Here is a 15,742-nt window from a genome sequence, read left to right on the forward strand (position 1 = left end):
CACCCCCGGCACGGCCGCGCCGCCCGCCCCGGGTGCTCGGTATCGTGCCTTCGGCGTCGACGCCCGTCGGCCCCGTCGATGTCCGACATCGACGGAGACGTACCGTGGCGGGACGCTGCGTGGCCGCCGAACCGGCGAACGGGAGTTGACCGCGCGGGGTCGCGGAGGTGACCACCCGGTGGTGGGGCCGACTACGGTGAGGTGGCACGCTGACCCGCGGAGCGATGGTGGGGTGGAGGGCGACGGTCCATGGAGGATCATCCGGAACTGATGCCGCTGTTGACGGTGGCGGGCGGCACGACGCGGGGGTTGAGCTTCCGGGTCGGCCGTGACCCGCAGGTGATCGGCCGCGCGCCGACCGCCGGGATCGTCCTCGACGATCCGCACCTGAGCCGGCGGCACGCCGCGGTCCAGCTCATCGGCGAGGGGGTGTCGCTGGTGGACCTGGGCTCGACCAACGGCACCTGGCTCAACGACCGCCGGATCGCCGGCATCGAGCTGCTCTCCGACGGCGACGTGATCCGGCTGGGCCGTACCGAGCTGCGGTTCTTCGACCCCGGGGTGGCCCGGACCGACCCGGTCGGGCTGAGCTTCGCGGCGCCGCGCCGGGACCACCGGCCCACCCTGCCGCTGCCCGTCCCCCCGGCGCCGCGGGTGTCGGTGGAGCCGCGCGGCGGGGTCCTGCCGCTCCCGCCGGCCCCGGTCGACGCCCACCGCTGACAGCCCCCTGCGCAGCGCGGCCGCGGCTCGTGCCGCTGGGCCGCCGGTACGGGCGATGGCGTGCCGACACAACCGCCGGTGGCGGCGGGTGGGTGCCGGCCACATGGACCCGGGCGGCGGGACGTGCCAGCATGCGCCGATGGAGAGCGCACAGCGGATCGTGTCGGCGAACGGCGTCAGCCAGGCGGTGCGGGTGGCGGGGCCGCCGGACGGCGTGCCGCTGCTGCTGATCCACGGCAACGCCTCCTCCTCGGCCTTCTGGGAGCCGCTGCTCCGCCGGCTGCCGGCGACGCTCCGGGTCGTCGCCCCCGACCTGCGCGGGTACGGCGACACCCAGACCGCCCCGGTCGACGCGCGGCGCGGGCTGGGTGACTTCGCCGACGACCTGGCCGCCCTCCTCGACGTGCCGGGGCTCTTCGCCGCCGGGGCCCGGCCGGTGGTCGTCGGGCACTCGCTCGGCGGGGGCGTGGCGATGCGGCTGCTGGTCGACCGCCCCGAGCGGGTGGCCGCCCTGCTGCTGGAGGCGCCGGTCTCCCCGTACGGCTTCGGCGGCACCCGGGACGTCGCCGGCACGCCGACCACGCCCGACTTCGCCGGCACCGGAGCCGGCACGGCGAACCCCGACTTCGTCGCCCGGCTCGCCGCGAAGGACCGCGGCGCGGCCGGCCCGACCAGCCCGCGCAACGTGCTGCGGGCCACCTACGTCGCCGACCCGGCGTCGCTCGGCGAGGACGAGGAACTGCTGCTGGACAGCGTGCTGTCCACCGCCACCGGGGACGACAACTATCCGGGCACCGCGGTCGCCTCGCCGCACTGGCCGGGGACCGCACCGGGGGAGCGCGGCGTGCTCAACGCCCTGGCGCCGGCCCACTTCCGGGTCGCCGACGAGCTGGTCGCCGTCCCGGTCCGGCCGCCGATCACCTGGGTACGCGGCGACGCCGACGTGATCGTCTCGGACACCTCCCTGTTCGACCTGGCGTACCTGGGGTCGCTCGGCGCGGTGCCGGGCTGGCCGGGGGCGGCGGACTGCCCGCCGCAGCCGATGATCGGGCAGACCCGGGCGGTGCTCGATCGGTACGCGGCGGCCGGCGGGACGTACCGGGAGGTGGTCCTGGCCGGCTGCGGGCACACCCCGCACCTCGAACGGCCGGTCGAGTTCGTGGCGGAGCTGCTGGCGCTCACGGGGGTGCGGGCGACGGCCTGAGGCGTACTGCGTGAAATATCCCACGGCGTCTCGACAACGCAGCGTCACGTGGCAGACTCCGGCGCATAACCTTAGCGGCCGTTCATGTCGGCAACGGCGGAGTCAACCAGGGGAGGCCGGTCGTGGCGCGCGAGTTCACCAGTGTGGGTGTGGTGGGTCTGGGCACCATGGGTGCCGGCATCGTCGAGGTCTTCGCCCGCAACGGCATCGACGTGGTGGCGGTGGAGATCTCCGAGGCCGCCCTGGAGCGCGGCCGGGCCAACCTCACCGGCTCCACCGATCGCGCGGTCGCCAAGGGCAAGCTGGCCGCGGCCGACCGGGACGCCCTGCTGTCCCGGGTGCACTTCCAGGTCGGGCTGGACGCACTGCACGCGGTGGACCTGGTCATCGAGGCGGTGCCCGAGCACCTCGACCTCAAGCAGCGGATCTTCGCCGAGCTGGACCGGGTCTGCAAGCCCGAGGCCATTCTGGCCACCAACACCTCCTCGCTGAGCGTCACCGAGATCTCGGTCGCCACCACCCGGCCCAACCAGGTCATCGGCATCCACTTCTTCAACCCCGCGCCGGTGATGAAGCTGGTCGAGGTGGTCCGCACCGTGGTCACCTCCGCCGAGGTGGTGGCCGACGTGGAGGCGCTCTGCGAGCGGCTGGGCAAGGTCGACGTGACCATCAGCGACCGGGCCGGCTTCATCGCCAACGCGCTGCTCTTCGGCTACCTCAACCACGCCGTCAGCATGTTCGAGGGCCGGTACGCCACCCGCGAGGACATCGACGCCGCGATGAAGCTCGGCTGCGGCCTGCCGATGGGCCCGCTCGCCCTGATGGACCTGATCGGCCTGGACACCGCGTACGAGATCCTGGACACCATGTACCGGCGGGGTGGCCGGGACCGCCGGCACGCGCCGGTGCCGCTGATCAAGCAGATGGTCACCGCCGGGCTGCTCGGCCGGAAGTCCGGCCGCGGCTTCTACACCTACGAGCGGCCGGGCTCCCCGGTGGTCGTACCGGACGACCAGACGCCCGTGGCGGCGCAGGCCGCGCTCGCCGACGGCGCGCGCGCCATCGCGAAGGTCGGCGTGGTCGGCTCCGGGACGATGGCCACCGGGATCATCGAAGTCTTCGCCAAGGCCGGGTACGAGGTCGTCTCGGTGACCCGGGGCGCGGAGAAGTCCGCGAAGGTCTTCGAGGCGGTCAAGACCTCGCTGAACAAGGGCGTGGTCCGAGGCAAGCTCAGCGAGGCCGATCGGGACGCCGCGCTGGGCCGGATCAACTGGTCGGCGGTGCTGGAACACCTGGCCGACGTCGACCTGGTGGTCGAGGCCGTGGTCGAGGAGTTGAGCGTCAAGAAGGCCCTCTTCGCCAGCCTGGACGAGATCTGCAAGCCGGGCGTCTTGCTCGCCACCACCACCTCGTCGCTGCCGGTGATCGACGTCGCGATGGCCACCCAGCGACCCGCCGACGTGGTCGGGCTGCACTTCTTCAACCCGGCGCCGGTCATGCCGCTGGTCGAGGTGGTGCAGACCATCCGGACCTCGGGCGAGACCACCGCCACCGCCCGGGCGGTCTGCGCCACGTTGGGCAAGACCGGCGTGGTGTGCGGCGACCGGTCCGGCTTCATCGTCAACGCGCTGCTCTTCCCGTACCTGAACGACGCGGTGAAGATGCTGGAGGCCAGCTACTCCACCGCCGACGACATCGACTACGCGATGAAGCTGGGCTGCGGCTACCCGATGGGCCCGTTCGAGCTGCTGGACGTGGTCGGGCTGGACGTGTCGCTGGCCATCCAGCGGGAGCTCTACCTGGAGCTGCGCGAGCCGGGCTTCGCCCCCGCGCCGCTGCTGGAGCACCTGGTCACCGCCGGTTACCTGGGCCGCAAGAGCGGCCGCGGCTTCCGCGACCACACCAACCGCTGATCGGCGTCAACACCGGACGCCGGTGACGGCGTCGGGGCCGGCCCGTCCCCGGCCGGTCCCGGCGGCGGACCGTACGCTTGGTGACCGTGAGCCCCCGTCGCAACCGACCCCGCCGGGACGAGACCGTCCACCTGGACTCCGACCGGGCCCGGCAGGGCGTACCCACCGTGCAGCAGTGGCGCGACGGCGACTGGCAGGTACGCGCAATCAGCGGCGGGGCCTCGACCAAGACGTACCGCTGTCCGGGCTGCGACCAGGAGATCCGCCCGGGTGTGGCGCACGTGGTGGCCTGGCCGGCGGACGACCGGGGTGATCTCACCGACCGCCGGCACTGGCACAGCGGCTGCTGGCGGGCCCGGGACCGGCGCGGCCCGGTGATCCAGCGCGGCCGGAGCGCCCCCCGGCACGGCTGAGCGATCTGGATCACCCTGTTTCCGCCCCGGCGGGCGACGCAGGCGGCGGCGCGCCAGACTGGGACGGTGAGCACACCAATCCGCGCGTCGTCGATCCTGCCCGGTCGCCGGGAGGACATCGAGCTGCACACCGCCGACGGGCTGCGCCTGGTCGGTGAGCTGGCCCGGCCGCTGGACCGGGAGCCGGTGGGCACCCTGGTCTGCCTGCACCCGCTGCCCACCCACGGCGGGATGATGGACAGCCACGTGTTCCGCAAGGCGGCCTGGCGGCTGCCCGCGCTGGCCGACCTGGCGGTGCTCCGGTTCAACACCCGGGGCACCAGCAGCGTCCGGGGCACCAGCGAGGGAGCCTTCGACAACGCGGTCGGCGAGCGCTTCGACGTCGCGGCCGCCATCGAGTACGCCGAGTTCGCCGAGCTGCCGAACATCTGGCTGGTCGGCTGGTCGTTCGGCACCGATCTGATCCTGAAGTACGGGTGCGACCCGGCGGTGGCCGGGGCGATCCTGCTCTCCCCGCCGCTGCGCTACTCCACCGCCGACGACCTGACCCCGTGGGCCGAGAGCGGCAGGCCGCTGACCGCCCTGGTCCCCGAGTTCGACGACTACCTGCGCCCGGCGGAGGCCCGGGAGCGGTTCGCGGCGGTACCGCAGGCCGAGGTGGTCGGGGTGCCCGGCGCCAAGCACCTCTGGGTCGGTGACGCCGAGACCGTGCTCGATGAGATCGTCCGGCGGGTCAACCCGGCGACGCCGCTGCCGCTGCCGACCACCTGGGACGGCCCGGTGGAGACCGGCGACGTCAGCGCGTACGCCGACCGGACGGTGGCCTCGTTCGCCGACACCCCGGTCCCCGGGCCGCAACAGCGCCGGGCCGGCTGACGGGGGCCGCCGGTCCCACGGCGGCTACGGCGGCTACGGCGAACGCCCGGCCGGGCCCGGTTGTCCCCGCGAGCGAGATGACGGTGAGGCACAAATATGCCTGACAGTCATCTTGCTGCCGGCAGTGGTCGCGCCCGGCCTGACCGAGGCGGCACGCCGGGCGGCGGATTTTGCTCCGGGCCGGAGGTCCGACCGGGGATCAGCGGGACTCCTGCCGGGGGAGGACCACTTCCCGGAGGATCAGCTGGAGGGCGGCCACCATCGGGATCGCGATCAGCGCGCCGACGACGCCCAGCAGCGCGACCCCGAGCAGGGCACCCAGCAGGGCGGCCACCTCGTTGACCGCGACCGCCCGGCGCATGATCTTGGGATAGATCAGGTAGTTCTCCACCTGCTGGTAGATCAGGAAGAAGACCAGGCAGGCGATGCCCACCGGCAGGTCGGTGGCGAGGCCGACCAGGGTCACCACCACCGCGCCCAGGGTGGCCCCGATCTGCGGGATCAGGTCGGTTACCGCGACTACCACCGCCAGCGTGAACGGGTACGGCAGCCCGACCACCAGCGCGAAGACGAAAGTGCTCGCCCCGGCCAGCACCGCGATGCTGATCGCACCGACCATGTACGCGCCGACCCGGGTCAGGATCTCGTCGCCGATCAGCCGCACTCGCTCCCGCCGGGTGCGCGGCACCAGCGCGTACCCGAGGGCGCGCAGCTTGTCGAAGTAGGCCAGGAAGTAGATCGTCAGCACCAGCACGGTCAGCGCCCGGAAGATGGTGCCGAAGATCAGCTGGGCACCGCCCAGCACGCCGCCGAGGGCGCGGCCGATGGTGTCCGCGCTGGCGGCCGACTCGACCCGTGCCATGACGTCGTACCGCTCGATCAGGTCGTTCACCGTGGCATTGCCGCGCAGTTCGTCGACGTAGCTCGGCAACTGCTCGATGAACTGCCCGGACTGGGTCACCACCGGGGGCACCAGCGCCAGCAGTCCACCGATGATCAGCAGCACCACGGTCAGCGTCACCACCGCCACGGCCAGCCCGGGCGACAGCCCCCAGCCGCGCAGCCGGACCACCGCCGGGTGGAGGCCGACGGCGAGGAAGAGCGCGATGACCACCAGGACGAGGATGCCGGCCGAGTTGCGTACGCCGAGGAAGACCGCGTACGCCAGCAGCACGCCGAGCGCGCCGGTGAAGCCGATCAGGAAGCTGCTGCGCCGCAACGGCCGCCCGGGGGTGCCGAAGCGCCCACTCGGTCCGCCCACCTCGAACTCGGTGGGATCGGCGGCCGCCGCCTCGCCGACCGTGGTGCCGCCGGTGGACGGTGGTGTCCGCGGCCCGATCGCTCCGGCGGCGCCCGCGCCGCCCCCCTCACCGGCGGCGCCCGCGCCGCTCCCGTCACCGGCGGCGCCCGCGCCGCCCCCCTCACCGGCGGCGCCCGCGCCGCTCCCGTCACCGGCGGCCGTGGGCCGCGACCCCCGCGGGTCGGGGGCGGGATCGGTGGTCGCGGCCAGGTCGTCCTCGGGCCGCAGCGCGGCGAACGGATCGTCGTCGTCCGGTCGGGCGCTGCCCGACGGCTCGTCCTGCGACACCGGACCCCCGATCTGCCTCCGCACGGTCGGAGGAGCCTCGCCGGCCGGAATCGCGGCCGGGTCGGGCACTGCTTCGGTGGCCGGTATCCGGCCCGCCCGCAGGCCCTGCCCGGCAGGTTAGCGGCCGGCGGGCCTGCCGGCCATCCCGCTCGGCGCGCCGGTGTGGCACCCTGCCGGCTGGCACGGCCGCCCCGCGTCGGCGACCTGGGACGCTGGCCGACACCTGTGGCCGAGAGACCGTGCCGGGGCGCCGGGGGACCGGTCAGTCGGACTCGACGCTGACGGTGCTCGGCTTGGCGCTGCGCTCGTCAATGGTGGGCTTCGACGGCCGCTTGCCGTTCTCGCCGGTGCTGGTGATCTTCGTCGGGGTGGCGCCCCGGCCCCCCTCGCCCGGCACGGCGGCCACCGTCCGCTCGCCCTCCACCCCGGCGCTGGCGGCGTTGCCGTCCACCGTGGTCACCGGCTCGCCGACCGGACGGGCCCTCGAATCGCCGGCGTCTCCCGCCGCACCGGCGACCGGTTCCTTCGCGGGCTCTTTGGCGCCGCTGGCCGGACCCTTGGCCGCGCCGGCTGGCGCGCTGCCCTTAGCCGCGCCAGCTGGCGCGCTGCCCTTGGCCGTGACCGGCTCCCTGCTGTGGCCGGACTCACTGCCGTTGACCGGTGCCGTCCCCTTGGCCGGTGCGGCGGGCCCGCCCCCGTTCCCGGCGAGCGCGCCCGGGGAGACGGGCACGGCCGAGAGGCCGATGGCCGGCTTGCCCTTGGTCGCCGGGAGCCGGAGCTCGGCGAGCTTCCGCTCCAGGTCGTCGGACTCCTGCCGGGACTTCCACGTCTCCTGCCGCAGGTCGGCCAGCTCCTGCTGGGCCTGTGCGATCTCCAGCATCACCTGGGCGAGCTGTTGCCGGCCGGTGGCCACCTCCTGCTGGGTGGCGGCGAGGTGCTGCTGGGTGGTGGCCAGGTGCTGCTGGGTCGTGGCCGCGTACTCCTCGAACTGGCGCCGGGAGGCGGCGACGTGCTCGTCGGCCTTGCGGCGCTTCTCGGCGGCGTCGGCCTCAACCCGGCGCAGCAGCTCGGCGGCCTCGTCCTCGGCCCGGCGGCGCATGGTGAGCGCGTCCTGCTCGGCGGCCTGGCGGACCCCGGCGGCGCCCTGCTCGATCTCGTCACGCCGGGCCGTGTACGCCTGCTCCAGCTCGGCCTGCCGGGCCTTGTGCCGCGTCTCCAGCTCGGTGTGCCGGGCGGTGTGCTGCCGTTCCAGCTCGTCGCGGCGCTTGGCGTACTCCTGCTCGGCGGCGGCGTGGCGCTGGGCCAGCTCCTTGTCGGCCGCCTCCCGTCGGGAGTTGACCTCCTTCTCCACGCCGGCCCGCCAGGCGCCCAGCTCCTGCTGTGTCTGGGCGCGGGCGTGCCGGACGTACGCCTCGGTCTCGCTGCGCATCCGCTTGACGTACGCCTCGACCTCGGCCCGGTTGCGCTTGCCGGCCTCCGCGGCCTCGGTGGTCAGCCGGTTGGCCTCCTGCCGGGCCCGGCCGCGGGTCCCCTTCGCGGCCTCCTCGGCGTCGTCGACGATCTTCTTCGCCTCCTGGAGGGCCTTGGCGTGGGTGGCCCGGCCCGCCTCGGCTGCGGACTCGGTGAGGCGCTTGGCCTCCTGCTGGGCCTTGGCGTGCACCTCCTTGGCCGCCTCGCGGAGCTGGGTGGCCTCCTGCTGGGCCTTGGCCAGTGCCTCCTTGGCCGTCTCCCGCAGCCGGGTGGCCTCCTGCTGAGCCCGGGTGTGGATCTCCTTGGCGGTGTCCCGGAGCTGGGTGGCCTCCTGCTGCGCCTTGGCCAGCGCGTCCTGGGCCGTCCTGCGCAGCTTCTCCGACTCGTCCCTGGCGGCCTTCAGGTTGGCGTCGGCCTCGGCCTTGCGGGCGGCGGTGTGCCGCTCCTCCTCGGCCCGCCGGGCGGCGAGGGCGATCTCGAAGTCCCTGAGGGCCTGCGCGGCCTGCTCGCGGGCCTCGGTGATGATGTGCTCGGCGGCCGCCCGCCGCGCCTCCATTTCCTCGTTGGCGGAGGCGAGGATCTCGTCCGCCTGCTCCTCGGCCATCAGGAGGATCTGCTCGACCCGGGGACCGAGGTGCCGGAATGAGGCCCGGTCCACCACGCCGACCTGCTTGCGCACCTGGGCGAGGTCGCGCTGCAGCACCTCGACCTGGCCGGCCAGCTTGTGGATCTGGGTGTACGCCTGTTCCCGCTCGGTGGCCAGGGTGGCGATCTCGTGCTCCGCACGAGCGACGTACCGGTCGACCTGTCGTTTCTCGTACCCCCGCAGAGCGGACTCGAAGCTGGGCTCCGTGGTCACGTCCCCGCCGAGAGCGAACAGTTCCTCGCCGTGCGACATACCCCCATCCTCACACGCATCCGGCCCTGCTGGGGCGATACGGACGCCCCTGTTGGGAGGTACTTCACGGATGTGGCGGAACCGGCCGGAACGCATGACGGCGCGAGGATCCACCGGTTACCCGGTGTCACCTCGCGCCGTGGATCATGCCCCGATGCGGGTGGTGCTCAGCTGGCCGATTCGGCGGTGACCCGCTCCTCGGAGCCCTCCTTCTTGGCCGCTTCCGGCTTGGCCGGCGCCGCCGGCACGCCCGGCACGATGCCGGCGAGACCGGAGAGCATCTGACCGAGCTGGGAGGTGACGGCGTCCTTCTGCCGGGTGAGGTCCTCGACCTCGCGGCGGGCCGCCTGGGTGGTCAGCTCGGCCTCGGTGCGGGCCTCGCTGAGCAGGCGCTGCGACTCGGCCTTGGCCTCGCTGAGCGTCTTCTCGGCCAGCGCCTTGGCCTTCTCCACTGTGTCGTTGGCGGTGCGCTCGGACTCGACCCGACGGGCCTCGGCCCGCTGCTCGATCTCCTTGGCCCGATCCTGCGCGGCCCGGGCCCGCTGCTCGGCCTCGCCGACCAGCTTCTGGGTCTGCGCGACCTGGGCGGCGTGCCGCTCGGACTCCTCGCGCTCGGCCTTCTCCCGCCGCTCGGCGAGCTGGAGCTCCAGGGCCTGCAGGTCCTTGTCGCGCTTGTCGCGCGCGTCGGTGAGCAGCTTGGTCGCCTCGGCGCGCTTCTCCTCGGCCTCCCGCGCGGCCTTGGCCCGCTGCTGGGTGATCTCCCGCTCGGCGGTGGCCCGCAGGGTGGCGACCTCTCGCTCGACGGTGGACTTCAGCTCGGCCACCTCGTGCGCGGTGACCGTACGCAGCTGCTTGGTCTCCCGCTCGGCGTCGGCGCGCAGGGTGTCGGCCTCGCGACGGGCCTGGACCCGGACCTCGGCGGCCTCCCGCTCGGCGGTGGTGCGGACGCTGCCGGCCTCGCGCTCCGCGGTCGCCTTCATGGCGGCCGCCTCGGCGCGCGCCTTGTCGGTGATCTCGCGGGCCTCGAGGCGGGCGGCGGAGAGGATGCCCTCCGACTCGCGCTTGGCCTCGTTGCGGTGGTCGTTGGCCTGCTCCTCGGCCAGCCGGAGGATCTGCTCGACGCGGGTGCCGAGGCCGGAGAGGGTCGGCCGGCTGTTCTCCTCGAGCTGCTTGTTGGTGTCGGTGAGCTTCTGCTCCAGCGCGCTCTGGCGCTGCTCGGCCTGGCGGAGCCGGCGCTGGGCGTCGTTCATCCGCTGCTCGGCCTCGGCGCGGGCCTGCTCGGACTGGGTCAGCGCGGCGGTCAGCCGACCGATGAAGTCATCGACCTGACCGGTGTTGTATCCGCGCAGGCCAACGGTGAAATCGGGCTGCGAGTTCGCGTTATCGAAGAACGCAAGAGGGGAGGACTGCTGCTGGGGCATTGGGACATACTCGCAGACCCCCCGGGGTCGTTCGCAAGAGCGGTCCCGAGCTTTCGTGTCCTCATTACATGGTCAACTTCTGTGGACGGCGAGACCGGACCAAACGGCGATCTTGGCAGGTCCCGGGCGGGTCGGGCGTCACCCGAGGTGAGCGCGAAAAAGGGCCGCGGGCCGAAGCCCGCGACCCTTTGTCAGGTGGCCCGCGAATGGTGTGCCGGCCGGTGGAAAGGCAAAGCCCCGCTCGCCGCAATGGTCATCCGGCCGGCACCCGTACGGCTCAGTGGCCGCGGAACCGGTTGATCGCAGTTTCGTGCCGGGCGCGCAGCTCGGTGTCGCGGACGCCGAGGCCGTCCGTCGGCGCGAGGCAGCGCACCCCGACCTTGCCCTGGTGGGCGTTGCGGTGCACCTCGTACGCGGCCTGGCCGGTCTGCTCCAGCGGGTAGCTCCTCGACACCGTCGGGTGGATCTGGCCGAGCGCCACCAGTCGGTTGGCCTGCCAGGCCTCGTGGTAGTTGGCGAAGTGGCTGCCGACGATCCGCTTGAGGTGCATCCAGAGGTAGCGGTTGTCGTACTGGTGCTGGTAGCCGCTGGTGGAGGCGCAGGTGACGATGGTGCCGCCGCGCTTGGCCACGTAGACGCTGGCGCCGAAGGTCTCCCGGCCGGGGTGTTCGAAGACGATGTCCGGGTCCTCGCCGCCGGTCAGCTCGCGGATCCGCTCGCCGAAGCGCCGCCACTCGTCCGGGTCCTGGGTGTCCTCGTCCTTCCAGAAGCGGAAGCCCTCGGCGGCGCGGTCGATGACCAGTTCGGCGCCCATCTTCCGGCACAGCTCGGCCTTCTCCGGCGAGGAGACCACGCAGACCGGGATCGCGCCGCCGTTGAGCGCCATCTGCGTGGCGTAGCCGCCCAGGCCGCCGGAGGCGCCCCAGATCAGCACCACGTCGCCCTGCTTCATGTTGGCCCCGTGATGGGAGACCAGCTGCCGGTACGCGGTGGAGTTGACCAGCCCGGGGCTGGCCGCCTCCTCCCAGCTCAGGTGGCGCGGCTTGGGCATCAGCTGGTTGGCCTTGACCACGGCGAGCTCGGCGAGGCCACCGAAGTTGGTCTCGAAGCCCCAGATCCGCTGCTGCGGGTCGAGCATGGTGTCGTCGTGCCCGGCCGCGTCCTCCAGCTCGACCGACAGGCAGTGCGCGACCACCTCGTCGCCGGCCTTCCACTTGGTAACCCCGGGCCCGGTCCGCAGCACCACGCCGGCGGCGTCCGAACCGACCACGTGGTACGGCAGGTCGTGGCGGCGGGTCAGCTCGGAGAGCCGGCCGTAGCGCTGGAGGAACTTGAAGGTCGGCAGCGGCTCGAAGATGCTGGTCCAGACCGTGTTGTAGTTGATGGCGCTGGCCATCACCGCGACCAGGGCCTCACCCGGGCCGAGCTCGGGGGTGGGCACCTCCTGCAGGTGCAGCGCCTTGCGCGGGTCCTTGTCCCGGGTGGCCATCCCGTCGAACATCCGGGTGTCCTCCGCGCGGACCACCACACCCCGGTAGGTCTCCGGTACGGGCAGTCCGGCGAGGCCGCCGAGCTCCCGCTCGGGCTGCGCGGAGCCCTCCGCCGCCATGATCGCTTCGAGGATGTCCTGCACGGTGACCTCCCGTTCGTCCGCACCCAGGCCGGGGGGCAGGGGTGCTGCCATCGTCGGCGCCGGTGCGACCGACCGCCATGTCGGCAATCGACACATCCGGCACCGGCCGCGCTCCTGTGGGGCCGGACGTTACTGAACGGTAGCTAGGGCGGGAAGTCTTCTGTGAAAAACTGCATCGGCCGATGCGTGGAGGTGTCCGGCGCGGCGGCGAACCGCGCAGCGCCGCGCTCGGTGGGGCCCCGGCGCGGGGCCCCACCCGCGGCTCAGTGGCCGGCGGCCGGCTCCACCAGCTCGACCAGGACGCCGCCGGCGTCCTTGGGGTGGACGAAGTTGATCCGGGAGTCGGCGGTGCCCCGCTTCGGCTTGTCGTAGAGCAGCCGGACGCCCCGCTCACGCAGGGCAGCGCAGGCCGCGTCGATGTCCGCGACCGTGTACGCGACCTGCTGCACTCCGGGGCCGTTGCGGTCCAGGAACTTGGCGATGGTCGACTCCGGAGACAGCGGGGCGAGCAGTTGCACGCAGCCGCCCTCGGTGGTCGGGCCGACCGCCAGCATCGCCTCGCGGACGCCCTGCTCGGCGTTGGTCTCGGTGTGTACGCAGCGCATCCCGAAGGTGCGCTGGTAGAAGTCGATCGCGGCGTCCAGGTCGGCCACGGCGATCCCGACGTGGTCGATGCGGAGCAGCCCGATGTCTGTGACGTAGTCCGCAGCGGGCTCGACGGGGGAGTTCTCAGCCATGGCGCTAGTCTGACCGAACAATCGTTAAGGCGTACAGGTCGGCACCCCCCTCGGAGGCAGGCATGGCTTCGGTGATCGTCAGCGGCGCGCGGACCCCCATGGGGCGCCTGCTGGGCAACCTCAAGGACCTCCCGGCGACGAAGCTCGGCGGGGTGGCCATCAAGGCCGCACTGGAACGGGCCGGCGTCGCCCCCGACCAGGTGCAGTACGTGATCATGGGGCAGGTGCTCCAGGCCGGCGCCGGCCAGATCCCGGCCCGCCAGGCGGCCGTCGAGGCGGGCATCCCGATGTCCGTGCCGGCGCTGACCATCAACAAGGTCTGCCTCTCCGGCCTCGACGCGATCGCCCTGGCCGACCAGCTCATCCGGGCCGGCGAGTTCGACATCGTGGTGGCCGGCGGCATGGAGTCGATGACCAACGCCCCGCACCTGCTGCTCGGCCAGCGCGGCGGCTACAAGTACGGCGACGTGGTGGTCAAGGACCACATGGCGCTGGACGGGCTCACCGACGCCTGGGACTGCTGCTCGATGGGCGAGTCGACCGAGCGGCTCGGCACGAAGCACGGCATCAGCCGCGAGGAGCAGGACGCGTTCGCCGCGGCCAGCCACCAGCGGGCCGCCGCCGCCCAGAAGAACGGCCACTTCGCCGAGGAGATCACCCCCGTGGTCATCCCGCAGCGCAAGGGCGACCCGCTGGTGATCAGCGAGGACGAGGGAATCCGTCCGGACACCACCGCCGAGTCGCTGGGCAAGCTGCGCCCGGCGTTCACGAAGGACGGCACCATCACCGCCGGCAGCTCCTCGCCGATCTCCGACGGGGCCGCCGCCGTGGTCGTGATGAGCAAGGCCAAGGCCAAGGAGCTCGGGCTCACCTGGCTGGCCGAAATCGGCGCGCACGGCAACGTGGCGGGCCCGGACAACTCCCTGCACTCGCAGCCCTCGAACGCCATCCTGCACGCCCTGAAGAAGGGTGGCCTGAGCGTCGCCGATCTCGACCTGATCGAGATCAACGAGGCGTTCGCCCAGGTCGGCATCCAGTCCGTGCGGGACCTCGGGATCAGCACCGACAAGGTCAACGTCAACGGCGGCGCGATTGCGCTGGGCCACCCGATCGGCATGTCCGGTGCCCGGCTGGTGCTCACCCTGGCGCTGGAGCTCAAGCGGCGCGGCGGCGGCACCGGCGCGGCCGCGCTCTGCGGCGGCGGTGGGCAGGGCGACGCGCTGATCATCCACGTCCCGGACGGCGCCGAGACCGAGCAGTGAGCGCGCGGCGCCAGCCGGTTCTGCGAGCCCCGCAGTAAGGAAGCACAGTGAGCGACGTCGTCGAGAACGCCCCGGCCGCGGCCACCGGATCGGTGCGCCGCAGCCGGGACGTACCGATGCTGGTGGAGCGGGCCCGCGCGGGTGACCCCCGCGCGGTGGCCCGCCTGATCACCCTGGTCGAGTCCGGCGACGAGGTGCTCCCGCAGGTGGCGGCGGCCCTCGCGCCGTACGCCGGACAGGCCCAGGTGGTGGGTCTGACCGGGTCGCCCGGGGTGGGCAAGTCCACCACCACCAATGAGCTGGTCCGGGCGCTGCGGGCGCGCGGCCACCGGGTCGGCGTGCTGGCCATCGACCCGTCCAGCCCGTTCACCGGCGGGGCGATCCTCGGCGACCGGGTCCGGATGCAGGACCACGCCACCGACCCGGGCGTCTACATCCGCTCGATGTCCAGCCGGGGCCACCTCGGCGGGCTGTCCGCGGCGACCCCGCAGGCGGTCCGGGTGCTGGAGGGCGCCGGCTGCGACGTGGTGCTGGTGGAGACCGTCGGCGTCGGGCAGGCCGAGGTGGAGGTCGCCTCGCTGGCCGACACCACGCTGGTGCTGCTCGCCCCGGGCATGGGCGACGCGATCCAGGCGGTGAAAGCCGGCATCCTGGAGATCGCGGACGTCTTCGTGGTCAACAAGGCCGACCGTGACGGCGCCGACGCCACCGTTCGCGACATCCAGGGCATGATCGCCCTGGGTGAGCGCGGGCCGGGGGAGTGGCGCCCGCAGGTGGTCCGGTCGATCGCCGCCCGGGGCGAGGGGATCGACGACATCGCCGCCGCGATCGACAAGCACCGCGGCTGGCTGGAGCAGCACGACGAGCTGCGCCGCCGCCGGGAGGCGCGGGCCGCCGCCGAGGTCGAGGCCATCGCGCTCGGCGCCCTCCGCGCCCGCATCGGCTCGCTGCGCGACGGTACGGAGCTGGCCACGCTCGCCGCCAAGGTGGCCGAGGGCGCCCTGGACCCCTACGCCGCCGCCGACGAGCTCCTCGCCCAGCTCGGCGGCTGACCCGATCTCCCCTTCGGTCCGGGGATTGTCGTCGTCGGCTGATCTCCACCAGCGACGACAATCCCTCGATCGGCGCGGCGTACCCTCCACTGGGCGCGCCGCGGGGTGCGGGGTGCGGGATGGCGGGGCTGGGAGAGGGCATGGCTGACGAGGCGACTCAGGAGCTGTCGGTGACGCCGGACGCGGTGGCGGGCGGCACGACGCACGTCTCCGACGAGGTGGTGGAGAAGATCGCGGTGGCCGCCGCCAAGTCCGTGCCCGGGGTGGCGGAGCTGGGCGGGGACGTGGCCCGCTTCTTCAACTCGGTGCTCGACAAGGTCGGGCTGGACCAGGTGGGTGACGCCCGGCGCGGCTGCTCGGCGCATGTCACGAACGGCGCGGCGGTGGTCAACCTGGTGCTGGTGATCTCCGGCGGCCGGCCGGTCCCGGAGGTGACCGACGCGGTCCGCTCCGCGGTGACCTCGGCGGTCGAGGCGTACGGGCTGCGGGTCGACGAGATCAACATCCGGGTCGACGACGTGGCCCTGGGGGGTACGGCGGTCCCGTCGGCCTGAG

At 73.2% G+C, this 15,742-nt stretch carries 13 protein-coding genes; 8 read left to right on the forward strand and 5 right to left on the reverse strand.

The annotated features are described in order from the left end of the window. Positions 1-249: 249 nt before the first annotated feature. The 5 genes from I8N68_RS24720 (at position 250) to I8N68_RS24740 (ending at position 5,126) form a co-directional block, all read left to right on the forward strand. Positions 250-720, forward strand: coding sequence for an FHA domain-containing protein (locus I8N68_RS24720; RefSeq protein ID WP_200214730.1), 471 nt, complete (start codon positions 250-252; stop codon positions 718-720). A 139-nt stretch (positions 721-859) separates the two neighbouring features. Continuing rightward, positions 860-1,924, forward strand: a complete 1,065-nt coding sequence (locus I8N68_RS24725) for an alpha/beta fold hydrolase (protein ID WP_200214733.1) — start codon at positions 860-862, stop codon at positions 1,922-1,924. A 122-nt stretch (positions 1,925-2,046) separates the two neighbouring features. After that, complete coding sequence (locus tag I8N68_RS24730; protein ID WP_200214735.1) at positions 2,047-3,837, forward strand: 3-hydroxyacyl-CoA dehydrogenase family protein; 1,791 nt, start codon at positions 2,047-2,049, stop codon at positions 3,835-3,837. Between the two features lie 86 nt (positions 3,838-3,923). Next, the gene (locus I8N68_RS24735) at positions 3,924-4,250 is read left to right on the forward strand and encodes an Rv1322 family protein (protein ID WP_307812962.1); all 327 of its coding nucleotides are present in this window, start codon (positions 3,924-3,926) and stop codon (positions 4,248-4,250) included. 66 nt (positions 4,251-4,316) lie between these two features. Next, positions 4,317-5,126, forward strand: coding sequence for an alpha/beta hydrolase (locus tag I8N68_RS24740; protein WP_200214739.1), 810 nt, complete (start codon positions 4,317-4,319; stop codon positions 5,124-5,126). Positions 5,127-5,325: 199 nt separating this feature from the next. Here the strand turns inward: I8N68_RS24740 and I8N68_RS24745 are convergent, their stop codons facing one another. The 5 genes from I8N68_RS24745 to mce all read right to left on the reverse strand — a co-directional run bounded on the left by I8N68_RS24745 (position 5,326) and on the right by mce (position 12,873). Then, on the reverse strand, positions 5,326-6,387 hold the full coding sequence (locus I8N68_RS24745; protein ID WP_307812968.1) for an AI-2E family transporter: 1,062 nt from the start codon (positions 6,385-6,387) through the stop codon (positions 5,326-5,328). Positions 6,388-6,976: 589 nt separating this feature from the next. Further along, the gene (locus I8N68_RS24750; RefSeq protein WP_200214742.1) at positions 6,977-9,082 is read right to left on the reverse strand and encodes a coiled-coil domain-containing protein; all 2,106 of its coding nucleotides are present in this window, start codon (positions 9,080-9,082) and stop codon (positions 6,977-6,979) included. A gap of 167 nt (positions 9,083-9,249) precedes the next feature. Then, complete coding sequence (locus tag I8N68_RS24755) at positions 9,250-10,503, reverse strand: DivIVA domain-containing protein (protein ID WP_200214745.1); 1,254 nt, start codon at positions 10,501-10,503, stop codon at positions 9,250-9,252. A 277-nt stretch (positions 10,504-10,780) separates the two neighbouring features. After that, positions 10,781-12,136 carry a crotonyl-CoA carboxylase/reductase gene (ccrA, locus tag I8N68_RS24760; protein WP_200214928.1) on the reverse strand — a complete coding sequence of 452 codons (1,356 nt, stop codon included), beginning with the start codon at positions 12,134-12,136 and terminating at the stop codon, positions 10,781-10,783. 263 nt (positions 12,137-12,399) lie between these two features. Continuing rightward, complete coding sequence (mce, locus tag I8N68_RS24765; protein ID WP_200214757.1) at positions 12,400-12,873, reverse strand: methylmalonyl-CoA epimerase; 474 nt, start codon at positions 12,871-12,873, stop codon at positions 12,400-12,402. Between the two features lie 62 nt (positions 12,874-12,935). Here mce and I8N68_RS24770 point away from each other — a divergent pair, with 62 nt between their 5' ends. From I8N68_RS24770 to I8N68_RS24780, 3 genes are all read left to right on the forward strand, one after another. Next, positions 12,936-14,135 carry an acetyl-CoA C-acetyltransferase gene (locus I8N68_RS24770; protein ID WP_200214760.1) on the forward strand — a complete coding sequence of 400 codons (1,200 nt, stop codon included), beginning with the start codon at positions 12,936-12,938 and terminating at the stop codon, positions 14,133-14,135. Between the two features lie 47 nt (positions 14,136-14,182). Beyond that, a complete protein-coding gene (meaB, locus tag I8N68_RS24775) occupies positions 14,183-15,187 on the forward strand; it encodes a methylmalonyl Co-A mutase-associated GTPase MeaB (RefSeq protein WP_200214763.1) in 1,005 nt (334 codons plus the stop codon). 140 nt (positions 15,188-15,327) lie between these two features. Next, positions 15,328-15,741: an Asp23/Gls24 family envelope stress response protein gene (locus tag I8N68_RS24780; protein ID WP_200214765.1), complete on the forward strand. Its 414-nt coding sequence runs from the start codon at positions 15,328-15,330 to the stop codon at positions 15,739-15,741. Position 15,742: the final 1 nt, after the last annotated feature.

This window comes from Micromonospora coerulea (assembly GCF_016598485.1).
GTDB classification, from domain to species: domain Bacteria; phylum Actinomycetota; class Actinomycetes; order Mycobacteriales; family Micromonosporaceae; genus Micromonospora; species Micromonospora coerulea.